This window comes from Synechococcus sp. OH30, from assembly GCF_047462175.1.
Taxonomy (GTDB): domain Bacteria; phylum Cyanobacteriota; class Cyanobacteriia; order Thermostichales; family Thermostichaceae; genus Thermostichus.
On record NZ_JANSIP010000004.1, the window covers coordinates 255209 to 278810 of the forward strand.

A 23602-nucleotide genomic window follows, 5' to 3' on the forward strand; every position below is an offset into this window, starting at 1 on the left:
GAGTCAAGATATCCAACAAACCCAGAATTTGCAGTAGGCTGGCGTTGGTCAACTTTTCCTACCCCAACTCTGTGCCCCCTATGGCGCGTTTATCCCAAGAGCTGGCCCGCCTGGCCGGCCTTGCCGACAGCCCGGAGCAGTCTGAGCTCCAAGTAGAGGGATCCCTAGAAGCAGCCATCTGCATTGAAGAGATTCTAAAACTGGCGGGTGAGCGCAGCTTTGGCTTGTTTTTGGCGGTGCTGTCCTTTCCCTCGGCTTTGCCTCTGCCGGCTCCTGGCTATTCCACTCCCTTTGGCGCGGTTATTCTGCTGCTAGCTCTCCAAATGCTGGCAGGGCGAGCCACTCCCTGGCTGCCGCCGTGGGTGCTGCGGACCTCCATTGAACGGAAGCAATTGCAAAAGTGGGTGCAGGCTGGGATCCCATGGTTGCAGCGCATTGAGCAAGTGGCCCGCCCCCGTTGGAAACAAGTCTGCACCAGTCGCCTCGGCCAGGTCTGGCTAGGCACCTGGATTGGCCTGATGGGCATTGCCATGATCATTCCCGTGCCCGGCACCAACACCCTGCCTGCGATGGGGGTCTTCGTCACCGCCTTCGGCCTCCTGGAAGAAGATGGAATCCTCTGCAGCCTGGGATCCCTGCTCTGCGTCGCTGCAGGGCTACTGACCACTTCCATTTTGCTCAGCCTGGGGTTGGGGGGGAAAACCCTTTTGGATTGGTTAAGGAGATAGCCAGCCCCTCCCACCCTGGAGGAGCCAGCTAACTTGCCTGGCAAGCCTAGATGACCTTGCCATCGGGGGTAATCCTTCCCTTCAGCTTGCGGGCCCGCTCTTCAGCCTCTTCGATAAGGGTAGACAGTTGCTCCAACGCCTCGCCAGGGTATCTTTCCAGCACCCGCAGGGAGAGCGCTATCCGCCCTTTGGCCTCATCCACGTCGATGACTACTGCTTTGATGGGCTGCCCTGGCTGAAACAAGTCGGAGAGAGAGGCAACAAAGCTTTGGCTGACCTGCTTGATGGGCAACAGCCCGCTGCCCCCCTCCTCCAGTTCCACGAAAACGCCAAAGGGTTTCAGGGCGCTGACCTTGCCCCGCACCACCTGGCCAGTGGTGTAGATCCCCAAGCTCTCTGCTTGTCGCGCTACTCGCTCGGAGAGCACCAGCTTCTTGGCAGCAGGGTTGACTTCCAGCAAGCTGGCGGTGAGCAATTGACCCACCAGCTCTTCCAGAGATCCGCGTTGGAGAAGATGGGAGCGGGGGATAAAGCCGCGCAGGCCCTGCACATCTACCACCACCCCACCTTTGTTGATGCCGATCACCGGCGCCGTGACCACCTCACCTCTAGCCTGCTTTTCCGCCAGTTCCTCCCAAAGCCGCCTCAGCCGCAGCCGCCGTGCCGAGAGGAGGATCTGCCCTGCGGCGTCTTCTTTCAGGATAAGAAACTCGGCCTCGCTTTTGAGGGGAAACAGCTGGCTCAGGTCTTCCTCCGAGCCGATCCCCGCTTCTTTGAGGGGCAAAAAGGCTGGCGACTTGGCGCCAATATCCACCCAAATGCCGTCGCTCTGGTACTGGAAGATACGACCTCGCACCACCTGGCCCGGTCGGAAGTCAAGGCTTTGTGCCGCTAGAGCCTGGGCAAAGTCTTCTACAGAAAAGGTCTCGGCAGCTGGGGAGCGGGGGGAGCGCAAGGTCATGGGCAGAGTAGGGATTCAATGAGAAGCATCGCGCTCCAGAATAACCCAAAATGGAGTCAAAATCCCGGCCCTTCCTGTCCGCGTTGGCCTTTACTGGCTGTAGCTTAGATGTAGTACATCAGCCTGGCCTGTTGCCGTTGGGCCTGCCGGTCACAAAGATCCTGCAGGGTGGTTTTTTGGAGAATGCCCACTGCTGCTGCTTGGGCCTCTTGCCAAGCTTGCAGGAGCACCTGACGCTCGGGGGTGAGATCGCCGCCGGACCAGTCGCGGGGACGGGTAAGCTCTTCTCCCTCAATGGCCTGAATGATGTCCAACAGGGAGATCTGCCAAGGTGGCCGCGCTAGAAAGTACCCTCCTTTGGCCCCCCGCTGGCTGCGCACCAGCCCCTGGCGGCGCAGGGTGGCTAGCAATTGCTCCAAGTAGCGGTCGGGAATGGACTGATGGGCTGCAATTTCCTTGATCTGCAACACCCGCCCATCGCTGTAGTGCTGGGCCAATTCCAACAGCGCCAGGAGCGCGTACTCGCTTTTACAGGACAGTTCCAAAATACCCATCCTTAGCTGCAGGGATCAGGTCTATGATACTCCGGTTTTCCGCCGGAGTTTTGTGGGATCCTGCTCTGGGCGGGGGGCAGGATCGGGCTTATATGGTGGAATAGGCCCCTTGGAGGAGGGTTTATGGCAGGTGGGGGTACCCTGGCGGCGGGAGGGAGGATCCCGGCGGAGCGATGGCAAACTTTGCAGCAGCAGATTGGCAAGTTCATTGCCAATGTCGAATCGGTGTTCCAGGGCAAGTCCCAGGTGGTGCAGACAGTGGTGACGGCCCTGGTGGCAGAAGGCCATGTCCTGCTGGAGGATGTGCCGGGGGTGGGCAAGACGACATTGGCGCGGGCCATTGCCCGTAGCTTGGGGGCCAAGTTTCAGCGGATTCAATTTACCAGCGACCTCTTGCCGGCTGACATTCTCGGCCTTACCCTTTTCAACAAAGAAAAAGGGGAGTTTGAATTTCGCCCCGGCCCTATTTTTGCCCATGTCATCCTAGCTGACGAGATCAACCGCACCTCACCCCGCACCCAGAGCGCCCTGCTGGAGGCGATGGCGGAAAAGCAGGTTTCGCTGGACGAGTGCACCTACCCGCTGCCCCGTCCCTTCATGGTGCTGGCTACCCAGAACCCCTTGGAGTACCACGGCACCTATCCCTTGCCAGAAAGTCAGTTGGATCGGTTCTTGGTGCGGCTGTCAATTGGCTACCCCAGCCCTGAAGTTGAGCGGGCTCTGCTATTGCATCGGCAACAGGCGGATCCCGTAGAAACTCTCCAGCCAGTGCTTTCCCTAGCCGAGTTGCGGGAGATTCAGGCGGCAGTGGATCAGGTGTATCTGGAGGAATCCCTGGCCGACTATCTTCTCCAGGTAGTCCAGGCTACACGCACCTCCAAGTTGCTGCGGGCTGGGGTCTCCACCCGCGGGGCATTGGCTTTGGCAAGGGCAGCGCGAGCAAGGGCCTTGGTAAAGGGACGTGGCTTTTGCCTTCCAGAAGACCTGCAAGCGTTGTTTGTGCCGGTTCTGGCCCATCGCATTTCCCTAGCTGGAGCGGGGGAGATGGCAAGTAACAGACGGCAGGAAGCCGAAGCCATCATCCGCGACATCGTGGCCACGGTCGAGCCCCCGCTTTGAGAGAGACCCTGCTGAGCCATTCTGGGAGCCAGCTCAGCTTTGGCGGGATCTCCACCCGAGGGGGTACAGGGCCAGGATCCCTGAGGGGATGGCTCCAGGCAGTAGAGAATAGGGGAGAGGTTCTCCCTACTCCAGGATGAGCCACCTACCTCAGACCACTGCCCATGTCCAGATTACCCGCCGCTCCTGGCAGGAGGGTGCCCTTGAAGGGGAAGTCAGCGCTAACGGTTGGGTTTGGTACTTTTGCTGGCACTTTCGAGGTGGGAACCTGAGAGTGGAGCCCTCAGTGGGGCGAGCCTTGATTTGCGATCCCTTGCGCCGTTTTTTGGAGAAATCGGATTACCTCCTCGAGCCTGGCAGCAACTACTCATTTGTTATCCGTAGCCGCCTCTAGGGATCCCTGGCCCTGCTGCCAAGAAAGCGCCCCTTTAAGGGTGAGGCGGGCTACCTCTGCGCTTCCAGCAACAGGCTCTAATATTGGGATGGTTGTTCTAGGAGCCGCCTCCATGACCTCTTCCTCCCACCTGACGACTGCAGAGCAGGCAGTGAGTTCTGCTAACGGCCTGAAGGAGGCCCCTCTCCTGGCGGAAGGGGATCCCTTGGGCCCGGCTCTCCCTAGGGACGAGGTGCTCAATTTGCGGAACACCTTGTTGAACCGGCGCCTGCAACTGGTCGAAGAACTTTGGGAAGCGGTAATCCTGCAGGAGTGCGGACAGCCTTTGGTGGATCTGCTGCGGCGGCTGCGCTCCATGTGTTCTCCTGAAGGGCAGGCTCTAGAATACCCCATCCCGGAAGTCTTCCAAATTGTTGAGCACCTCAGCCTTGAAGAGGCCATTCAAGCAGCGCGCGCCTTTGCCTTGTTTTTTCAGTTAATCAACATTGTTGAACAAAACTACGAGCGGGCAGAAGACTCCGATATGCGCATGGTGGACAGCCAACAGCGCACCGTGCGGGAAAACGAAAAATTTGAACGGCTCTTCCCTTACCTGCGGGCGCAGGGGGTACCGCCTGGCCTGCTGCGCCGCCTGCTGGAGCGGCTGCACATCCGCCTGGTGTTTACCGCCCACCCCACCGAGATTGTCCGCCACACCATCCGCGAAAAACAACGGACCTTCTCCCGCCTGCTTAGCCAACTGGACTGGGCAGAGCAATTCGACCCTCTGCAGGCTCAGATGTTGAGAGAACAACTGGCAGAGGAGGTTTTGCTGTGGTGGCGCACCGACGAATTGCACCAGACCAAGCCGACGGTGCTTAACGAAGTCGACTACACTCTGCACTACTTTGAGGAGGTGCTGTTTCAGGCCATCCCTCTGCTGCACGAGCGCCTCCGGCGCAGCCTGAAAACGTCCTTTCCCACTGTCGAGCCGCCGCCGGCAGGATTTTGCAACTTTGGCTCCTGGGTGGGCGGGGATCGCGACGGGAACCCCTCCGTCACTGCCGATGTTACCTGGCAAACGGCCCGCTACCAACGCAACCTGATTTTGGGCAAGTACATCGAGGCGGTGAAGGCGCTCACCAAAACCCTGAGCGTCTCTTTGCACTGGGGGGATGTGGACAGCCAGTTGCTGGATGCCCTTGAGCAGGATCGCCGCCTTATGCCGGAGGTTTACGAGTCCTTTTCGCTGCAGTATCGTCAGGAGCCCTACCGGCTCAAGCTTAGCTACATCCAGCGGCGGCTGGAGCTGACGCGGGAGCGCAACCGCCATTTGGCCGACTCTGCTTGCCTGCCTGTCCCGCCCCCTCTGGACAACGCCTACGCCAACGCCGAGGAGTTCTTGGCCGATTTGCAACTCATCCAAAGAAGTTTGAAAAACAGCGGCCTTTCCTGTCGCCAGTTGGACTACCTCATCCAACAGGTTCAGGTCTTTGGCTTCCATTTGGCCCACCTGGATATCCGCCAAGACAGCAGCTACCATGAGGCCGCTCTCACCGAGATCTTCGAATACTTGCGGATCTTGCCGCGGCCCTACAGCGAGATGACAGAGGCGGAAAAAACGGCTTTCCTCCTGCAGGAGCTGCAAACCCGCCGCCCCCTCATCCCTCTAGAAGCCCCCTTTTCTGAGAAGGCGGCGGAGCTGATTGCCACCTTTCGCACCCTGCGCCGGCTGCAGCAGGAGTTTGGCACGGCCATGTGCCAAACCTATGTAATTAGCATGAGCCGCCAGCTGAGCGATCTGCTGGAGGTGCTGCTACTAGCCAAGGAGGTGGGCCTTTATGATCCCATCAGCGGGCGGGGATCCCTGGCGGTGGTGCCGCTGTTTGAGACCGTTGAAGACCTCAAGCAGGCCCCAGAGGTCCTGCGGCAGTTGTTGGAAATTCCTTTCTATCGCCAGTACTTGGCCCAGCAGGAAAACTTACAGGAAGTGATGCTGGGCTACTCGGATAGCAACAAGGATGCTGGCTTTCTAAGCAGCAACTGGGAGATCTACAAAGCCCAGCAGCGGTTGCAAGCAGTGGCCGAGTCCTACGGGGTGAAGTTGCAGATCTTCCACGGCCGGGGTGGCTCAGTGGGGCGCGGAGGAGGGCCAGCCTACGAGGCAATTTTGGCCCAGCCTGGGCGCAGCGTGGGGGGCCGCATCAAGATTACTGAGCAGGGAGAGGTGCTGGCCTCGAAGTATTCCCTCCAGGATCTAGCCCTTTTTAACCTAGAAACCGTTACCAGCGCCGTCATTCAGGCCAGCCTGCTGCGCACCTACCCCAATGACCTGCACGAGTGGTCGCGCCTAATGGAGTCGCTAGCAGAGCGCTCGCGGCAGGTGTACCGTAACCTGGTCTACGAGCAGGAAGGCTTTGTCGAGTTTTTCCACGAGGTCACTCCTATCGAAGAGATTAGCCAACTGCAGATTAGCTCTCGCCCCGCTCGCCGCAGCGGCAACTCGAAAGATATCAGATCCCTGCGGGCCATTCCGTGGGTGTTTAGCTGGACCCAAAGCCGTTTTCTCCTGCCAGCCTGGTATGGAGTGGGCACTGCCCTCCAGGAATACGCAGCCCAAGGTGAGCACCACCTCACCCACCTGCAACACCTCTACCGCGAGTGGCCCTTCTTCCGCATGGTGATCTCCAAGGTGGAGATGACTCTGGCTAAGGCAGATTTGCAGATTGCCCGCCACTACGTGCAGGAAATGAGCTCCCCTGAGCGTTTGCCGCGGGCGATGGAGCTGTTTGAGCTCATTGCCCAGGAAATGTACCGCACCCGCGAGATGGTTCTAAAAATTACCGGCCACAGGGAGCTACTGGAAAATGATCCCTACCTAAGGCGCTCCATCCAGTTGCGCAACCGTTCAATTGTGCCCTTGGGTTTTCTGCAAATCTCCCTACTCAAGCGCCTGCGCGGCAAGCAAAACTCCCCTCTTTACCCCAGCCAGCACAGCCGCGCCGAGCTGCTGCGGGGGGCTCTCCTTACCATCAACGGCATCGCTGCTGGCATGCGCAACACAGGCTAGCGGAGAAGGGATCCCTTCTCTCTAGGAACTGCTGGGGCAGCTAGAACAAGTCGTCCTCGTATTCGTCCGGCTCTGCCTCTTGCACTTCCACCGATTCCACCTCAACGATGCGGCGGGAGGAAGGGCGGGGCTTTTCTTCGATGTAGTCCTCCTCTGGGGTTTGGGGTAGACGGGGAGGACGACGTTGGGCAGCTGAGTCAGGGCTTTGGTCCTCCTCACGGGTTGGACGACGAGGGCGACGGGAGTCAGCTGCCTGCTGCGAGGCGGTCTCCCCCTCTTCATAGCCGTACTCGTCCTCCTGTTCCACCTCTGGGCGACGGCGCGGGCGCACCTGGGTATTGCTGGTCAACTGAGGCCGCGGGCGGCGGGTTGGTTCCTCGCTGCGTTCGGGAATGGAACGGCTGGAGGAGGAGGTATCGCGGATGCGGGATCCACTGGCCCCGCTAGCAACGGCACGTCCTTGGACGTAGCCATCCGGCGGATAGGTGCGGCTAAAGCCTTGGCGTCGCACAACCGGCCGCACTCCCGCTATCTGGCGCACCTTCTCATTTAAGAGAATGCGCAGGCGGAAGGTCTGGATGGCAAACCAGCCAGCCATCACCGCCAACAGCACCTGGGCAAAAAACAGCAGGGGGATTAGGCGCTGACCCTCCAAGAGCAGGGAGATGGAGTAGATCAGGCCCATCGTAGCAAAGATTACATCCGACTCTTCCGCCGCCTCAGGCTTGACAAAGCGGACGGCAAAGATGGCTCCACTGGCAATTGCCACCAGGGCTGCCATCAAAAAGTAGGGGCTTTGGGTGAGAAACATGCCAGGGATCCCCAAACGATAAGAGGGGGAAAGCTGCAAGCTTTACCCATTTCAGAGCCGATCCTAACACCAATCCTTCTGCTGGCACGGGGCTGTGGACTCAGGTTTGGGCTGAGGATCCTTGGGCAGGGAGGGGTTGGTGTTAGAATCAAGGGCAGCTTCCAGTAGGCTCCATGCTGTACCTGGCACGGGTAGACAGAAAAGGTCTTTTTGGCCAAGCAGAGCTGCAGCTCTTGGCCCAGCAGGGGGAGAAAGGGGTTTGGACACCCCTGCGCCCAGCGGAGCGGATTACCCTCAAGGAAGCGGCCTCTTACAACGTTGGGGTGTTGTTGCTGGTCGAGCTGGCAGAAAACCGGCAGGTGCAGCGGGTGGAAGAGGCGGCAGTGAAACTGGTGGAGATGTTGCACAGCCTCTCCCAAGCCTACAGCCTGGTTGATTGGACAGAGATTGAAAACTGGCGCCTTTCCCTGACTCGGCAAAGCCAAGAGCTCAGTCGTCGCGAAGCTGAGGTGGCTGCTCGCCAGGAGCAGCTGCAACAGTGGGAAGCTCAACTGCGGCAGCAGCAATCAGACAGGGCTGAGATCCGGCCGTAGCTCGCGGGCACCCCTCAAATAGACGTGGTGCATCTCCGCCTGAGTCAGGGGGGTGTTCAGTTGGATTAAAACGCGGATGCAGCGTGGCAAAGCCCCATTGACATCCATCTGTTGCACATCCAACAGAGGTACTGACTCCCAGCCAGGGCGGCGGCGAGCAAATTGGGCAGGAAAGGCGGCATCTAGGTCAGGGGTAACCGAGAAAATAACACTCACTACCTCCGCCAGATCAATGGCGTTGCGATGTTCTAGAGCATCCAGAAGCTCGTTTACCGCCGCACCAATGGCCTCGGCCGTGTTGGCCGGCACGGTGATGGCTCCTCGAATTGCTCTCACCCGCCACCCCAATGGCTGTGCCCTCGTGCCTTTGAGCTCGTCTTGCTTCCAGAAGATTATACAAACTTCTCGTTCCAATCTTGCTACGGGGTAGACTGCAACACCTTCTCTAAGATCTGCTCGTGGCTAAAGCCAGCATCTACCCAGGCTTCGGCTTCCTTGAGGCGAGTGGCAGCTGTCAAGATAAACAAGTTGCTTTTTGCCCCCAAAGCTTCACTGCTGGTTTGCACGCAGGCCAAATCTTGGCCAGTTAACTGGCTAAACCAGGTGGCCAGCAGCCCTGCCTCCAGAAAGCCCATCGGGCGCTTGAAGTGGGGGGGTGTGGCAGCGGCGAAGGGAGAGTTGCGGATTGACACCACCAGCACCCCCTGATCTTTGTAACTCCAGTCGATGTCAATCAGCCCCCAGCCGTGGGTTTTCCACGCCTGTTTGAGGCTCTGGAGAAAAAGGCCCATCTCCAGCTCAGCTAGGGGCTTTTGGTAGTAGTCGGAGAGCTCCTGGGCAAAGCGGCGGAAAAACTCTTTGCCCCACATACGGCCACAGTTGCGCAGCACCAGACGGGCTGCTTGTCCTGTCTCGTACTCCAGGCCGGTATAGATGGCTCGCAAGAGGGTCTCTGGAAGGGCTAGGAGACGGTCGCCGTGGCGACTTTCTAGCAAACCCGACTCCAAGTCGCTTTGCAGGTAGAGGCTGGGCGCGTAGTAGTTGGCCAAAACGGGGGTGTAGGGGTCGAAACCGGCGGAGCTAGCCATAGGGGATTCCTGGGTCTATGAAAGAATGGAAGGGCTCCTTAAAGACAGCAAAGCTGCCTGCACCTGGGTAATCCAGGGACGGATAAACTCCAGTTCGCCAGGTTGTAAGTGCTCTTTGAGCTCCTGCTGGAAAAGCCGATGGGCCACTTCATAAACGTTCTGCAGTCCGTACAGGCGTACTTCCTCTTCCACCCAATCGATTAGCCGCTCCCTAAGGAGGCTTTCGTCCTGCAGCAGCATGGCCAGGGCGCTGTGCCGCAACAAGAGCAACAGGTGCCGTCGGCACAGATCCACTAGCTGGGGGGCAATGGTGGGCATCTCCTTTTGCAGAGCCTCCAAAGTGCGGCTTACCATCTGCGCCTCCCCCTCCCGCACGGCCCGGTACACCTGCAGCCTTTTGGGCCAGCTGAGGACATAGGCCTTGAGTTGCTCCAGTTGCTCCGGTGTGAGGTAGCGGGCCTCTGCCTCAATTAGCATCTGCTCCAAGGGGCTGACCATCTCACTTCTCCCAAGTGTTGGGGGGGACTGGGTGGGGGCCAGAGTTCAAAACAAGCTGAACAAGTCGGCCAAGGTAATCTGCTCCTCTTCGGCGGCAGGCTCCGGCCCTGCCGCCAGGGATCCCATAGAGCGGGCCACCAAAGCCCTCGGATCCCCCGCCCAGGGGATGGAGCCAAAGTACTCCTGCACCTGCCAAAAGGGCATTGGCAACGAGGGGCTTTGCCGCGGGCGGTTATCCCAGTTCAAGCGGGCAAAAAAGCTCTGCACCGACTCTTCCAGAAAAACCTCCGCCGTCATGCCTTGGTCACTCCCTGACCGGAGCGCAATTTCTGGGCAATTTCGCTGGCGGTGGCTCCTTCGTTGAGCCAAAAGGCAGCTGCGTCGATGCGATCTTTGCTGCCCAGCAAAAACTTACAGTAGCTTTCCCCCATGGAGTAGCACTGGATCTCGATGCAGCTAAGTTGCCGTTCCACCATGGTGCTGAAAAATCCGGCAAACAATCCCGCATAGAGGTGGCAAACGGGTTTGCCCACATCCCCAAGGGTGCGGGCCACAGCCGAGTCAAACAGGTTGATGAAAATAAACCCTTGGCGCCGGCTTTCGGTCTCGACTTCCCAGCGCCCCCACCCTTGCGAGGCCAAGGGCCACCACCAGGTTTCCAAAAGGAACATCAGGTGGCTCTGTCTGGGCTTGCGCCGATACTCCTCCTCGAACCAGCGGGAGAAGTGGAGGGCATCGTTGCGCCCCCACTCGCGGCCAATGGTGTACATCAACGCAGCCGACGCATCCCCCACTTCTTCTTCTAGGCCCTGTTGCAAACCCAGGATGAAGTCCTCACTTACCAAGACATTGCGGCTACCCGTCCAGTCCACCAGGGATCCCTGGGCAAGGTCGAAGCGAAAAAAGTCTTCGCGGCTGTAGTGATTGTGCCGTTGGGCAGCAGGCTGCAGGCTCAGCTCGATGAGACCCGTTGTCATGGCAGTGGGGAGAGGGCGGCAATTTTTTACACTTCTTGCTGAATCATAGCCTTTTTGCCGGGGGCTTTGGCCAGAGCCATCGAGGGGTGCACCAGCCCAACAAAAAGTCCCTGCCGCCGGGACGCCACTGAGGACCAAGGGACTGCGGCGACTTGGGTTTAGGAGTGGGGCCTGACCTTGACGAAGGCAATGGCCGATCGCCACAGCAGCGATTCTTGTCCCTCCGCGTCTGCCAAACAGAGGCAGTCCGGATCCTGCCAGCGCAACTGGCCGACGAAGACATCTCCGGTATTGAGCTTAACCTCCAGGATTTCCCGATCCCGGATCACCTCCTGCAGGCGGCGCACGCTTGGGAGCCCAGTGTTGAACTCAGTCACGGTAGCTCTCTTGGCCAGCGAAAGGACAGCAAGCGCACTGCTCTCAGTATAGGGGATCCCTGCTGGCCCGCACCTTGGCTGGACAATCTCCATAGCCGGGATCCCCCCCTGACCCATTTTTTCTTTCGGCGGGTACTATGTAGGGGGGATGGCGCTTGGGAAAGACGGTAAGTCTTGTTGACCTGCCGTATTTTTTAAGCGAATCCACGGGTGGTCTCCCCGACAAAAGCCAGCACAATGGAGCTGGAGTGATACAAGGTGCGGGTGTTACCCCAGGGAGGGACGATCCAAGATTGGGATCCCTTCGAGGCTGGAATTTTGCCGCCGATTTGTCTTCAACCATCCAACCATCATCAGTGTAGGAGAGATTGTCATGGCAGTTGAGAAAGTGAACTCTTCTTCGAGCCTAGCCGAAGTGATCGACCGCATTTTGGACAAGGGGATCGTGGTCGATGCCTGGGTGCGGGTTTCTCTGGTGGGGATCGAGCTGTTGGCCATTGAGGCACGCGTCGTCGTGGCTTCGGTGGAGACCTACCTGAAGTACGCCGAGGCGGTGGGCCTGACGACTACTGCTGCTGCTCCCGCTGTCCAAACCTCCTGAGGCCACTTCTCAGTTCCCACCAGGCCTCAGCCTTTGAGAGAAGCCTGGGTTTGTTACCAAAGCAGTCGGTAAGCGAGGCAGGGGTTCAAGAGAATCTCTGCCTCCTCCCCCCTCCAAGCAATTGTCTTGCCGTTGGAGGGGAAGGGAAACCGGCTACTGGTCAATACAGCAAAAACCGGCAGGGAGAGGGTGCTATGAGTTTGCAGGAGCAGTGGGCCGAAGCCCGCAGCCAGCGGGTGGCTCAAACTCAGAGTTTGTTAAGAAAGTCTCGGCAGCAGCGCCTAGAGCAGCACCGCGCGCTGATGGCCGAGCTGAGGCAACGTTGCCAGGAACGACAAGAAGCAATACGGCAGCAGAGGGAACAAACTCGTAGCCAACTGCGCAACCTGGAGCAGAGCCGGGCGGTGCAGCGGGCCTTGGACGAGCATTCTCGCCTGGAGGCTGTGGCCCAGCGGGCCAAAGCAGTGGCGGAGCTTCTCTCTCGCATGGCCCAAGAACGAGCCGCCCAATCGCAGGCCCAACAGCAGGAGCTGCGGACTTTTCGGGCCAACTTGGCTGCGACGGTGGAGAGCCTGCTGAGCACCTATGCCCAGGCGCGGCAGGCCATGGCCAACCAAACCCGACAAGTGCGGCAGGCGTTCTGTGCCGAATTGCGGCAGCGGGTACAAGCTTTGCAGCAACTGGCGCGGCAGGAGCTGGCTCAGATTGCTCAAGAACAGCGGGCAGAGGCCCAGGCTTTGCGGCAGGCTTTGGCGGCTTTCCGCAGGGCGTTGCACGAGCAGGTGTGGGGGAATGGGATCCCAGGGGATCGGCCCATTGTCCCAGATCTTAAGGAATCTGAAGAGGGTGATAAGCCGCCTGAGAGCTTGGTCAAAGCTGCAGCAACGGTTTCGACTGAGGTTACCCAACCAGAGCTTGGAGTTCCAGTCTTAGACAACACAGCCCCTCCTCCCCCTTCTGGAGCACCCCCTGAACCCTCCCCAGCTCCGCCTGCTTCGGCGCAGGAGGAAAGCTCGGATCGCATCATGGCCTACGTCCGCAAGTATGTAGAGGCTTTGCAAGCGCAGGATCCTAACCTAACCTTGCTGCAGGTGATCGGGGATCGGGAGCGGGTGCGGGATCTGCTGGCCCGCGGTGCGGTGGATCTGGGGGTGGATCCCGCGGAAATCTTGGCCACCTTGCGGCGTATGGTGTCAGCAACGGTTGTGGTCTGAGCCCAGCGCAATCCCTAGGAGCGCAAGAAAACCGTTGCGGCTATAGTCAAGGCAAGAGCGTCACGGCAATTGAGAGTTGGGTATTGCTATGGCCACGGTTCTGCAGGCGCGTCCCCGCCACTTTGTGAGCACCCCCTACATTGAGCGGATTACCCGCCGTGCTTTGCGCTATCTGCAATCCGGTTTTGCGGTGCATCTGCGGGGGCCTTCGGGCACAGGCAAAACTACCCTAGCGATGCATTTGGCTAGCCTCCTAGGCCGCCCCATCATGCTGATCTATGGCGACGACCGCTTTGATTCCTCCGACCTCATCGGGGGCCGCACCGGCTTTACCCATCGGCGGGTGGTGGATAACTTCATCCATTCAGTGGTGAAGATAGAGGAAGATGTGCGGCAGCGCTGGGTAGATGCCCGCCTCACCTTGGCTTGCCGGGAGGGGTTTACCCTCATCTACGACGAGTTCAACCGCTCCCGTCCTGAGGCCAACAACGCCCTCCTGAGCGCTTTGGAAGAGAGGCTGCTGGTGTTGCCGCCAGATAGCAACCGCTCCGAATATCTGCGGGTGCATCCCCAGTTCCGGGCCATCTTCACCTCTAATCCCGAGGAATATACAGGGGTTCACAGGGCTCAGGATGCATTGCTGGATCGGATGATTACCATTGATATTGGGGAGCCGGACATCGAGACGGAAAAGGAGATCCTCATTTCCCGCATCGGCCTATCTGCTTCTGACGCGCTCAAGATTGTCCACCTTGTCCGTGCTTTCCGCCGCAAGTTGGATCTGACCCGCCAACCCAGCCTGCGCAGTTGTCTGATGATCGGGCGCATCGTCAAGGAGCACGAGCTGGCGGTGAGCAAAGAAAACGCTGATTTTCGTGCCCTGTGTGCCGATGTGCTGTTGCCTAGGGCTGGCAATCGCTATGAAGAGGGATCCCAGGTGCTCAACCAGCTCCTGGACCAACTGCCCGGCTAAGGGGCAGGCCCGCCTAAACACCTCTGTAGGCTTTGAAGGGGGATTGCTCTGTGCCCATTACCTCTCAACCTCTGGCCACTGCCACCCACGGCTCCTCATTGGCCGATGTCTTGGAACGGGTACTGGATAAGGGCATTGTTATCGCCGGGGATATCACGGTTTCCGTGGGCAATGTGGAGTTGCTCACTGTGCGCATTCGGCTGCTGATTTCCTCCGTAGACAAAGCCAAGGAGATTGGGATCAACTGGTGGGAAGCGGATCCCTACCTCCACAGCCAAGCCCGCGAGCTGCTGGAAACCAACCGCCAGTTGCTGCAGCGGGTCAGCGAGTTGGAAAAGCAACTGGCCCAAGGGGGGAAAGAAACGGAGTAATCCCAGGCTAGACTGGCTGCTGGGGTGGTTTAACCGGGGGAGGGGATGGCAGCAGGGATCAGCCTCGACCGCAAGGGCTGGGGCCGCCTAAGGGAGTTGGATTGGGCGGCAGGCCTAGTGCTGGCGCTGGCGATCTCCAGCCCAGCCTGGGGGCAAAACCCGCGTGCCATCAGCATTAGCGCCGATGTTCAGGAGGCCAACGCCAACACGGGGGTGTTTGTAGCCACTGGCAATGTTACCCTCAGCTTTCCTGCCGAGCGCCTCACTGCCCGTGCCCAAAAGGCAGTCTACTATAGCAAAGAGCAGCGGATTGAGCTGGAGGGCCGGGTCACCATCCGCCAAGGAGAAAATCAACTCCAGGCAGAGAAGGTCATCTACCACCTTGGAAAAGGGATCCTCCAGGCCGTCCCGTTGCCCGGCCAGCAGGTAGAATCCATCTACGTGTTGCCGGAGCCTACTGCTAGTCCCTAGTTCTAGCGCCCACGAAAGGATTCGAACCTCCGACCCCTGGGACCGGAACCCAGTGCTCTAGTCCGCTGAGCTACGTGGGCAGTCGATAGCTCCTATCCTACCCTCCCCTTTTGCCTGCTTGCAAGTCCTGCAGAGGGGCAAAGCTGCGGCGGTGCTGAGGGCTTGGCCCCAACTGCTGCAGCGCCAGCCGGTGCTCCCGGGTGCCATAGCCGACGTTGGTGCGCCAGCCATAGCCGGGGTACTGGGAGTCCCAGCTCTGCATCAGAGCATCCCGCCAGACCTTGGCCACGATGGAGGCAGCAGCGATGGAGAGGCTGAGCTGATCCCCTTTCACTAGCGCTGTTTGCCGGGATCCCAGCTCGGCCAACGGCAGCCCATCCAGCAAGACGTGCTCCACTTCCCCCACCTGCGCCAGAGCTCGTTGCATGGCCAGCAGCGTAGCCCGGCGAATGTTGAGCCGGTCAATCTCGGCGGCAGAGGCACTGCCGATGCCCACAGCCAGGGCCACCCGGTAAATCCGCTCCGCCCAGTAAGCACGCTGCCGGGGGCTAAGTTGCTTGCAGTCCCTCACCCCTGCCAGCACCTCCGGATCCAGTTGGGGAGGCAGAATGACCGCCGCGGCAACCACAGGCCCGGCCAGGGCTCCCCGCCCCACTTCATCCACCCCCGCCACTCGCCGCAGCCCTCGTTGCCACAGGGATCCCTCCCACCTCAAGCTAGGCTTGGTTGCCTTGTCCATAAGTCACCAACCAGCTTGGCTAACTGCTGCGAGAGCGCCGTCGTCTGGAGGCTGCTGGCGATTGGTGAGAGGGGTCAATGAGTACTTCTGGCGGCGCCCCTGTTGCTGCTGGCTCTGCCGTAGGCAGCCGTTCGGCCTGGGTAGCTTCCGGCAGAGGAGCAGGCTCTTGGGATGGCGGGGCCAACGCTTCCGCTAAAGGTGAAGGTGCACCGTTGGTGGGAGTTGGGCTAGGGGATCCCTCCACCGCTGCAGGGCCTGGCAAAACTACCCTAATCACCGTGTCTCGGCCCGTAGGCGGTGGCTGATCCAGAAGCAACAGGGGCGACAGCCCCAGCTCCGAATAGACCCGCTGCTGGAGAGGAGTCATTTCCACACTGAGGGTTTGCCGAGCTGGCCCACTTTCTGGAGACTCTGTCCCACTGGCATGGCCAGCCTCCTCCCCGCGGCTAGGGCGATGGAATTCTTTGCGCTTTTGCTCTGCTCCTTCTACCTCCCCCTCTTCGCGGGGCCGTTTGCGCACCAGCTCAACCCTGGGTTCCTCCGCCTCCAGTTGCTCTCCTGGACCCAGCCGGGAGCGGTCCAGGGAAGTACGACTATCCGCTGGCAACGCTCCATTGCTGCCCACCTGGAGGCGTGCCCGCTGGGGATCGACGCTCTGGGGGAGAATTGGGCCAGCACCCTCCTCTTCGCCCTCCTCGACCTCGCTAGGCAGCGTTACCGGTCGTCCAGTTTCGACAGTTAACAGCCGCCCTGGCTCGGATCCCGGCAGTCGGGCCAGGATCCCTAGCCCCTCACAGGTGGGGCAGGGGTGGCCAAAGATCTCGTAGAGGCTCTGCCCCTGCCGCTTACGGGTGAGTTCCACTAGCCCCAATTCCGACAGCTGAACCACCTGAGGGCGGGCCTTGTCATTGGCAAGGGCCTTGTTGAAGTGTTCCAGAACCAGCAGCTGATCCCGGCGGGAGTCCATGTCGATGAAATCCACCACGATCACCCCGGCAATGTTGCGCAGCCGCAGCTGACGGGCAATCTCGGTGGCAGCCTCGCAGTTGGTCCACAGCACCGTCTCGCGGGAGGTAGCCGACTGGGTGAAAGAGCCGGAGTTGACATCGATCACGGTCAGGGCCTCTGTGGGCTCAATGACGATGTAGCCTCCAGAAGGGAGATCCACCCGCGGCCGCAGGGCCTGGCGAATAACCGCATTGACCCGGAAGTACTCCAGGATGGGGGTAGGCTCGCGGTGAACCTCAACCACAACTCCCGGCGGCATTTTTCCTTTGTTCCAGCCTTGCAGATAGCTGCGCACCCGTTTTGCACCGGCCGCAGAGTCAGTAACGATGCGGTTGACATCGTCTGAATAAACGTCCCGCAGCACCCGTTGGATAAAATCTTCGTCCCGCCTGAGCAGGCCCGGCCCCCGTGCTGCCTGATACTGCTGCTGGATCTCTTCCCAGAGCTTTTTCAACTGCTCCAGGTCATCAATCATGGCCTCTTCGGATACTCCTTCGGCCTCCGTGCGTACCAACAGGCCCATCTGGGGAGGCTTAATCAAGATGGCCAGCGATTTCAGGCGATTGCGTTCTTCTCGGTCCTCAATGCGGCGGGACAGATACACCCCCTTCCCGTAAGGCCGCAACACCAAGTAACGCCCTGGAAGAGCTAGGTCGCCTGTAAGACGCGGCCCTTTGTTACCAGTGGGCTCTTTCATCACCTGCACCAGCACTTTTTGCTGCGGCAGGACCAGTTCGGAAATGGGAGCCTGGTTGCGTTTAAGACGCAGCGGGCCTAGGTCGCTGACGTGAATAAACCCGTTGCGTTCCCCAGAGCCGAGGTTGACAAAGGCGGCATCGATACTAGGTAGGACGTTCTCGATAATTCCAACGTAAATATCCCCTACCTGGTGGGTGCCACTGGCGATGATTAGCTCTTGGACTTGGTCTTCGGCAAAGACAGCGGCAATACGGTGCTGCTCAGCAATGACAATCTGCCTAGGCATTAATTTCCCTCCCCCCCCTAAGGCCTGCAGTTTTGGATTGAACCCTCGTCTTGGAGAGGGGGTGTTCTAGGATCCGCTCAAGTCTTCGAGGACAAAATTGACTCATCATCCAGCTGTCCATTACCCTAAGCTCTTGGCCAATGACGGACTTCCTGGTTTTGCACTCCAAAGACCTCAGCTTGTGCAGGATTGGCAGTAGGGGGAAAGGTACCCTAGCAGGAACCCGACAAGGGACACCCCTTGCCTGCAACTTGTCTGCAAGAAAGAGGCCCCTTCCCGAGGAAAAAGAAAAGCTGACCTAGCTCGAAGAGGCACACCTCTCTGGACGCCTGGACCCTGCTGCAGTTGTTCTGGGTACGGAGCTCAAGGGGTCTGCGTTTTGGGATCTAACCTAACTTTTGCCTGCTGCTCCTTTGGTCAGGGGTTGAGGCCTGGCAAGGGTTGCAGCAGTATTATAAGGCCTGCAGCATCCCTTAGCCTAGCCAGCCCTGCTGACCAAGAGGCCGCTACTTGCAGCCAACCCTTAGTTGGGCTCGGAGGTGCCGTTCTCCCACAGCAGTCGCAGCCGCTTGGCCGTCTGCAGGGTCCAGCGGGGCAAGCCCAGAGCCTCGGCCATCTGCAGCAGTTGAGGAGGCCGGAGGTAGGCACCGTCATTGCGGCAACTGCCGCGGTAGAAGAGGTGGGCGCTGCCATCAGGGGCCAAGCCCTGGAACTCTAGGTAGTAAAGCAGGGGACGGGCGTTGAAAAGAGATGCTTTGCCCGACTTGGAAGATTTCTCAATCCAAATTTCCCGAGCATCCAGGATCTGGCTGACCCAGGCGGGCCAATTGGCATTGGGCAACTCGCAGCTCACGCTTAGTTGATATTCGGCGGCATAGACAGCCTCAGTGGCCGAGGGATCCCGCAGGCCAATCTCCTGAATGGCCTGGATGGAGATTTCTGGTGGCAGTTGTTCGACAAGCAGGGCACGCAGCTCCTCAGCGGTGAAGGGCCCCTCTGGCCGCTGCAACAGCTCCAGGTCTAGGATCTCGCCGTAGCCTTCCTGGCCAACGGGCAGGGCGTTGGCGTTAGCCAGGCGAGGCATGGGGTGGTAGCCGCCACTAAAAGCCAAGGGCAATCCTGCGCGCCGACAGGCTTGCTCCCACAGGCGCATGAGATCCAAGTGGCCTAGCCAGCGCAGGTCCCCCGTTTTGGCGTAGGTGATGCGGAAGCGCTGGGCAGGCGGCTCTGGCTCAAGAGGATCTGGGGTGGGGGTGGGCCGGCTTTGCAGCGGCGGAACGGGGGGAGGCGGGATGACGATGTTGTGGCCAAAGCTGGGGCCGCAGACGCCGCAGGCAGAGCACTTCTCAAAGGAGCAGTCTTCTACAGTCATTGCTTCCAGGGCGCGGCGGTAGTCTTTCTGCAGCCATTTTTTGTCGATGCCGGTGTCGATGTGATCCCAGGGTAAGGGATCCTCCAAGCCCAGCTCGCGGATGGGGAGATAGGCGCAGAGGGCAACCGGATCGGCGCTGGGATCCACGGCTTCGCCGCAGTAGGCCTTGACCCAGGCAGCGTAGGCCGTGTCGATGTTTTCCCACCAGGCATCTAGGCCAGCGCCGGCCCGCCAGGCCCGCTCAATCATTTGTCCCAGGGAGCGATCCCCTTTGCCAATAAAGTCCTCCAGGATGCTAAAGCGGATGTCGGTGAAGTGGGCCTTGACCCCCCGCAGCCGCCGCAGTTCCTTCTGGAGCAGGGCCTGCTTGCGCTGCACGTCGGCATAGTCCACCCGGTGCCACTGGAAGGGCGTGTGGGGTTTGGGAACAAAGTTGGAAAGGGTAAGGGTAAACTCCACCCGCTTGCGGCCCAGGGCAGCACACTCCCGCTGCAGCATCTCGACAGTGCGGGCAATGCCAATGACATCGGCGTCGGTCTCGCCGGGCAGGCCAATCATGAAGTAGAGCTTAATTTTGTCCCAGCCCTCCTGGACGGCGGTGCGAATGCCGCGAATGAGGTCGGCGTCGCTCAGACCCTTGTTGATGATGTCCCGCAGCCGTTGCGTGCCGGCTTCTGGAGCAAAGGTTAGGCCGGAGCGGCGGGATCCTTTCATGATGGCGGCAATTTGCTCATCAAAGCGATCCACCCGCTGGCTGGGCAGCGAGAGCGCAACCTGCTGGCCAAGGAGACGGTTGTGCAGCTCCACTCCCACCGCCGGCAGGGAAAGGTAGTCGGAGCAACTGAGAGAAGAAAGGGAAAACTCACTGTAGCCGGTTTTGCGCAGCCCCTGCACCACCGCTTCCACTACTGCTTCCGGCTCCACATCGCGGGCTGGACGGGTGAGCATGCCGGGTTGGCAGAAGCGACAGCCACGGGTACAGCCCCGCCGCACTTCCATCACCAGGCGGTCGTGCACCGTTGCCACCAGCGGCACTAGGCCAATGGAGTACTGCGGTTGGGGCAGCGCTACGCGGCGGCGAACACGCTCCGGCACACCGGCCACAATGGGCCGCGGTGGGATCCCCTCGTAAAACTGGGGTACATACACCCCCGGCACTTGGGCTAGCTCCAAAAGCACTTCCCGGCGGGGCTTGTGCAGGGATCCAGCCAGCACCTGGCCAATTTCGGGCAGCACCTCTTCCCCATCCCCAAAGACAAAGAAGTCAAAAAAGTCGGCAAAGGGCTCTGGGTTAGAGGTGGCGGTCGGCCCACCGGCAAAGATCAGGGGACACTCCTGCGGGGTGAAGGCTTGCCGTTCCCACCACTTGAGCGGGATCTCAGCCAGATCCAGCATCTCCAGGATGTTGGTGCCCCCCAGCTCGTAGGCTAGGCTGAAGCCGACAATATGGAAAGCGCGCAAGGGGCGACGCGATTCTACAGCAAACAGCGGGATCCGCAACTGCCGCATCCGGGCCGCCAAATCCGGGCCTGGCAAGTAGGCGCGGTCGCACAACTGGTCTGGCTGGGCGTTGAGGATGTTGTAGAGGATAATGTGGCCCAGGTTGGAGGCCCCCACCTCGTACAGCTCTGGGTAACTCAGCACCCAACGCACCCGCGCCGAGTCCCAGGGGCGGTGGACAGCACCAAATTCTTTCCCCAAGTAGCGGGCTGGCCGCTGAATTTCCGGCGTGAGCAGGCAATCCAGATCAATGGGGCCTAGGTTGGCTTCCGTGGCAGCTGCAGCAAGCATGGGGCTCCTAACCAGCAGCAAACACAGTTTCTAATCTGACTCTAGCCGAACTTGCCCAGCAGTCCAAAGCCGGGGTGGATGGGTCCAGGAGCCGCTGGCAGGCAGGTTGGGGTCAATCCTACTCTTTCTCCGCCTCGAAGGAGTACCCGGAAGCTACTGCCAAAGCTTCCAGGGAGCGCAGTCCTACGTAACGGCGGCCATTGATAATCCAGGTTGGATAGCTGGTGATCCCTGCCTTTGTACACTCCTCAAGCTGGGGCGTGCCGGGCCCGTTGGGCGAGCACTCCACATAGGGTACCTGGGCAAAGGCTGACCCAAACAGGGCCTTCTGCTCTTGACAGTGGGGGCACCAGTAGGCCCCATACATGGTGGCGCCAATCTTACGCAGGTGGGCCGCCAAGCCTGCCGCTAGAGGGCTGGGCGGAGGGGCCTGGTTAGCGTACACCCCAAGGGTGGCTACCAAGGTGAACAGGCCCACGAGAATGTAACCAACAGCCAGCTTGACCCCGTCCAGCCAGCGGTGGCCGAACACGGTAACGAGCCAAAGCCCCGCCACCAACCCGATTGCTGCAGTGCAGTAGAGGCAGAATTGCCGCAGCACTGCCACCATGAGGTAAAGCATGTACATCTCAAAGACACTCATGGCGGAAACCAAGCCAAACAGAGCTGGCCACCGCCACCGCTTCACCCCTGGGAGTGTATCTGGCAGCACAGCCAGCGCCAAGACGGCGAGAAACCCCAGCAGTCCAAGAGCTGCTGTTGGGATCCCCAAGAACTCTGCCCACCGACTGGAGAGCACCAGGTTGCACCCCCCATCCCCTCTGCAGAAGGCAGCCGGCTGCTCCGTTAGCTTGGTGTAGGTAAGGTAGGCTGTCAACAGAACTCCTAAGCCGGACAAGAGGGCCAAAATTGGGCGAGCATGGCGCTGCAGCCAGGTTTCCTGCGGGGCCTTAAGATAGGAAGCCATAGAACCGTTACAGCAGCTTGACACCCCTGAATTATAGGGGAGCAGAGTTGACCTCGTCCGTGGGATCCTGTATCGGCAGGCCAGCTAAGCGGCGCACTTGGGCGGCAAACCTATCCCCTAGCCGTAGGGATCCCAGCTTGGGATCAGAGAGAGGGCGGTCGCAGATCCCCCAGCGGCGGCGAAAGTAGCGGGCCAAGTCGGTTTCGGCCAAAGCCAGATAAACCGGGCGGCCATGGGGACAGGTGTGGGGGTTAGCAGTGCGCTGCCAGGCGTCCAGCAACTGCTGCATCTGCTCCAGGGTCAGGGGGGTCCCATTGCGCAAAGCGCCACGGCAGGCCAGCGTCACCTGAGCTGCCTCCAGGTCGGCACAATGGCTAAGTTCTAGAAGGGATCCCTGCACCTCGGCGGGATCTTCGGAGCAGAGAGCCAGCGGTAGGCGGCGCACCAGATACGCAGCGGGGCCAAAGGGTTCCGGCTCCAGCCCCAACTGCTCCAACTGCTCCACACCTTGGGAAGACAACCCCTGCAGCATCACGGGTGTCTCAAGCTTCACTAGCTGCCAGTGCTGTTGGATCTCCTCGTAGCGCACTCGCTCGTGGGCCAGGTGTTGCTCCACCAGCCACAGCCCTTGGGGGTGCTCCGCTAGGATGTAGGTCTGGTGCAGCTGAGCCAACGCCTTCAGAGGCGGTAGGGAGGAACCCGCGGCAGAGAAAGCTGGGCTCTGGAGGGAGGGAGAAACCCTGTAGAGGGACTTGGCCTCGCTGGCGCGGAGGAGATGGAGGGAGCGGCGACTGGCCTGGACAGATCCCGCCCGCAGGAGATCCTGGAGGTACTGGCGCAATTGCTCCTCTCGCTTTTGCGGCTCCTGCAGATAAAGTTCGCTCTTAGCCGGATGGCGGTTCCAGTCCACCTGTTCAGGTGGCAGGCGCAGATGCACCACCACTACGGGATGGCGATGGCGGGGCAAGGTGTGCTGAAAGACGGACTGGATGAGCCGTTGCCACGCCGGCATCTGCACAAAGCGCCCGTTGACCGCCACCCGGATCCAATCGGGGCGAGGGCGATGCAGGCGATCTGGCAAGCCTAGCACTACTTCCCAGTCACTGTCCCCCTCTTGAATGCGCCGGTAGCGCAGATCGGAAGGCTCCACTTGCGGCAACATTTGCAGGAGCAGATCCAGCAGAGATGGACCCGGCCAGAGACTGAGCAGCAATTGCCCTTCTTGGCACACCTGCCAACTCACCTCTGGATGCGCCAGGGCCGCGTTCTGGATCAAAGTTAGGAGCGAGCGCGTCTGGGGCAGGGGACAGCGGCGTAGGGGCCAGTTAGCAAACAAATCCGCCACCGTCACCACTGTCCCTAGAGCAGTGGCCGCTGGCTGCTTGGAGGTCAGCTCCCCCCGCTGGTCGTAGGTGGCGAGCCAGCCGTGAGCATCGGCAGCATGGCGAGTCTGAATGGTCAGGGATCCCAGGCGGGCTAGACTGTGCAGCGCTTCGCCGCGAAACCCCAGGCTACGCCCCTCTAACTTGCTCGTGGTGTAGCGACGGGCCACCTGCTCCAACTCCGAACCTGGGATCCCTTGGCCGTTATCGGCTACCCGCACCTGCCAGCGGCTAGGCCAAAGATCTACCTGAATGCGGCTGGCCTGGGCATCGAGGGCGTTTTCTATCAATTCCCTGAGAGCTGCCTCCAGCGAGTCAATCACCTCTCCCGCTGCCATTTGGGCAACTCGCTCCGGACTGAGGGGCCGAATCCTGAGCATGGGAAAAGCTCCCTTGAGGAGTCCTCTTTCAGTATGTCCCGCCAAGGAACTCCTCCACTCCCTCGGGGCAAAAGGAAAACCCCTGGCCGGGGCCAGGGGTGTAGAGGTCAACTGGGCTGGGCAGGTCTTAGCCACGAACAGCCGGCGCCACTTCCACCGCCGCCAAATCCAGCGGGAAGTTGTGCGCATTCCGCTCGTG

At 60.1% G+C, this 23602-nt stretch carries 25 protein-coding genes and 1 tRNA gene; 11 read left to right on the forward strand and 15 right to left on the reverse strand.

What is annotated here, in order from left to right:
• Window positions 1–80 precede the first annotated feature (80 nt).
• Complete coding sequence (locus tag NW830_RS06900; RefSeq protein ID WP_414362121.1) at window positions 81–728, forward strand: exopolysaccharide biosynthesis protein; 648 nt, start codon at window positions 81–83, stop codon at window positions 726–728.
• A 46-nt stretch (window positions 729–774) separates the two neighbouring features.
• Here NW830_RS06900 and NW830_RS06905 read toward each other — a convergent pair whose 3' ends face one another.
• Window positions 775–1689 (reverse strand): S1 RNA-binding domain-containing protein, encoded by a 915-nt coding sequence (locus NW830_RS06905; protein ID WP_414362120.1) that lies wholly within the window; start codon window positions 1687–1689, stop codon window positions 775–777.
• Window positions 1690–1793: 104 nt separating this feature from the next.
• A complete protein-coding gene (locus tag NW830_RS06910) occupies window positions 1794–2234 on the reverse strand; it encodes an RrF2 family transcriptional regulator (RefSeq protein WP_414362288.1) in 441 nt (146 codons plus the stop codon).
• Between the two features lie 132 nt (window positions 2235–2366).
• Here NW830_RS06910 and NW830_RS06915 point away from each other — a divergent pair, with 132 nt between their 5' ends.
• The 3 genes from NW830_RS06915 to ppc all read left to right on the forward strand — a co-directional run bounded on the left by NW830_RS06915 (window position 2367) and on the right by ppc (window position 6805).
• Window positions 2367–3362, forward strand: a complete 996-nt coding sequence (locus NW830_RS06915; protein ID WP_414362118.1) for an AAA family ATPase — start codon at window positions 2367–2369, stop codon at window positions 3360–3362.
• A gap of 136 nt (window positions 3363–3498) precedes the next feature.
• Window positions 3499–3756 (forward strand): DUF3146 family protein, encoded by a 258-nt coding sequence (locus tag NW830_RS06920; protein WP_414362116.1) that lies wholly within the window; start codon window positions 3499–3501, stop codon window positions 3754–3756.
• Window positions 3757–3868: 112 nt separating this feature from the next.
• Complete coding sequence (ppc, locus tag NW830_RS06925) at window positions 3869–6805, forward strand: phosphoenolpyruvate carboxylase (protein ID WP_414362114.1); 2937 nt, start codon at window positions 3869–3871, stop codon at window positions 6803–6805.
• A 40-nt stretch (window positions 6806–6845) separates the two neighbouring features.
• Here ppc and NW830_RS06930 read toward each other — a convergent pair whose 3' ends face one another.
• On the reverse strand, window positions 6846–7616 hold the full coding sequence (locus NW830_RS06930; protein WP_414362112.1) for a Ycf66 family protein: 771 nt from the start codon (window positions 7614–7616) through the stop codon (window positions 6846–6848).
• A gap of 173 nt (window positions 7617–7789) precedes the next feature.
• On the opposite strand from NW830_RS06930, the gene NW830_RS06935 reads away from it, so the two are divergent.
• The gene (locus NW830_RS06935) at window positions 7790–8209 is read left to right on the forward strand and encodes a hypothetical protein (RefSeq protein ID WP_414362110.1); all 420 of its coding nucleotides are present in this window, start codon (window positions 7790–7792) and stop codon (window positions 8207–8209) included.
• Here NW830_RS06935 and aroH read toward each other — a convergent pair.
• From aroH to NW830_RS06965, 6 genes are all read right to left on the reverse strand, one after another.
• Window positions 8183–8557: a chorismate mutase gene (gene aroH / locus NW830_RS06940; protein ID WP_414362287.1), complete on the reverse strand. Its 375-nt coding sequence runs from the start codon at window positions 8555–8557 to the stop codon at window positions 8183–8185. The genes NW830_RS06935 and aroH overlap by 27 nt on opposite strands.
• Window positions 8558–8628: 71 nt before the next feature.
• Entirely contained in the window at window positions 8629–9297 is a 669-nt protein-coding gene (locus NW830_RS06945; protein WP_414362109.1) for a V4R domain-containing protein, read from the reverse strand.
• Between the two features lie 15 nt (window positions 9298–9312).
• A complete protein-coding gene (locus NW830_RS06950; RefSeq protein WP_414362107.1) occupies window positions 9313–9795 on the reverse strand; it encodes a hypothetical protein in 483 nt (160 codons plus the stop codon).
• A 45-nt stretch (window positions 9796–9840) separates the two neighbouring features.
• Entirely contained in the window at window positions 9841–10092 is a 252-nt protein-coding gene (locus NW830_RS06955; RefSeq protein WP_414362105.1) for a hypothetical protein, read from the reverse strand.
• Window positions 10089–10772, reverse strand: coding sequence for a V4R domain-containing protein (locus NW830_RS06960; RefSeq protein WP_414362103.1), 684 nt, complete (start codon window positions 10770–10772; stop codon window positions 10089–10091). Before NW830_RS06960 ends, NW830_RS06955 begins: the two co-directional genes overlap by 4 nt.
• A 158-nt stretch (window positions 10773–10930) precedes the next feature.
• Window positions 10931–11149 (reverse strand): Hfq-related RNA-binding protein, encoded by a 219-nt coding sequence (locus tag NW830_RS06965; protein ID WP_414404624.1) that lies wholly within the window; start codon window positions 11147–11149, stop codon window positions 10931–10933.
• A gap of 373 nt (window positions 11150–11522) precedes the next feature.
• Between NW830_RS06965 and gvpA the strand changes: the two genes are divergently transcribed.
• From gvpA to NW830_RS06990, 5 genes are all read left to right on the forward strand, one after another.
• A complete protein-coding gene (gvpA, locus tag NW830_RS06970) occupies window positions 11523–11750 on the forward strand; it encodes a gas vesicle structural protein GvpA (protein ID WP_414362100.1) in 228 nt (75 codons plus the stop codon).
• Between the two features lie 194 nt (window positions 11751–11944).
• A complete protein-coding gene (gvpC, locus tag NW830_RS06975) occupies window positions 11945–12964 on the forward strand; it encodes a gas vesicle protein GvpC (protein WP_414404625.1) in 1020 nt (339 codons plus the stop codon).
• Window positions 12965–13052: 88 nt separating this feature from the next.
• A complete protein-coding gene (gene gvpN / locus NW830_RS06980) occupies window positions 13053–13937 on the forward strand; it encodes a gas vesicle protein GvpN (RefSeq protein WP_414362096.1) in 885 nt (294 codons plus the stop codon).
• A 50-nt stretch (window positions 13938–13987) separates the two neighbouring features.
• Window positions 13988–14308 (forward strand): gas vesicle protein, encoded by a 321-nt coding sequence (locus tag NW830_RS06985; protein ID WP_414362094.1) that lies wholly within the window; start codon window positions 13988–13990, stop codon window positions 14306–14308.
• 45 nt (window positions 14309–14353) lie between these two features.
• Window positions 14354–14779 (forward strand): LptA/OstA family protein, encoded by a 426-nt coding sequence (locus NW830_RS06990; RefSeq protein WP_414362093.1) that lies wholly within the window; start codon window positions 14354–14356, stop codon window positions 14777–14779.
• Window positions 14780–14785: 6 nt separating this feature from the next.
• Here NW830_RS06990 and NW830_RS06995 read toward each other — a convergent pair.
• The 6 genes from NW830_RS06995 to mutL all read right to left on the reverse strand — a co-directional run bounded on the left by NW830_RS06995 (window position 14786) and on the right by mutL (window position 23403).
• Window positions 14786–14859 (reverse strand) — tRNA-Arg (locus NW830_RS06995).
• A 17-nt stretch (window positions 14860–14876) separates the two neighbouring features.
• Window positions 14877–15518: a ribonuclease HII gene (locus NW830_RS07000; RefSeq protein ID WP_414362091.1), complete on the reverse strand. Its 642-nt coding sequence runs from the start codon at window positions 15516–15518 to the stop codon at window positions 14877–14879.
• Between the two features lie 19 nt (window positions 15519–15537).
• The gene (locus tag NW830_RS07005) at window positions 15538–17511 is read right to left on the reverse strand and encodes an Rne/Rng family ribonuclease (RefSeq protein WP_414362089.1); all 1974 of its coding nucleotides are present in this window, start codon (window positions 17509–17511) and stop codon (window positions 15538–15540) included.
• Window positions 17512–18034: 523 nt separating this feature from the next.
• Entirely contained in the window at window positions 18035–20674 is a 2640-nt protein-coding gene (locus tag NW830_RS07010) for a TIGR03960 family B12-binding radical SAM protein (RefSeq protein WP_414362087.1), read from the reverse strand.
• Window positions 20675–20792: 118 nt separating this feature from the next.
• Window positions 20793–21641, reverse strand: a complete 849-nt coding sequence (locus NW830_RS07015) for a vitamin K epoxide reductase family protein (RefSeq protein WP_414362085.1) — start codon at window positions 21639–21641, stop codon at window positions 20793–20795.
• 31 nt (window positions 21642–21672) lie between these two features.
• Window positions 21673–23403, reverse strand: coding sequence for a DNA mismatch repair endonuclease MutL (gene mutL / locus NW830_RS07020; protein ID WP_414362084.1), 1731 nt, complete (start codon window positions 23401–23403; stop codon window positions 21673–21675).
• A gap of 13 nt (window positions 23404–23416) precedes the next feature.
• On the opposite strand from mutL, the gene NW830_RS07025 reads away from it, so the two are divergent.
• A partial coding sequence (locus NW830_RS07025) for a hypothetical protein (RefSeq protein ID WP_414362082.1) occupies window positions 23417–23602 on the forward strand: 186 nt, incomplete at its 3' end.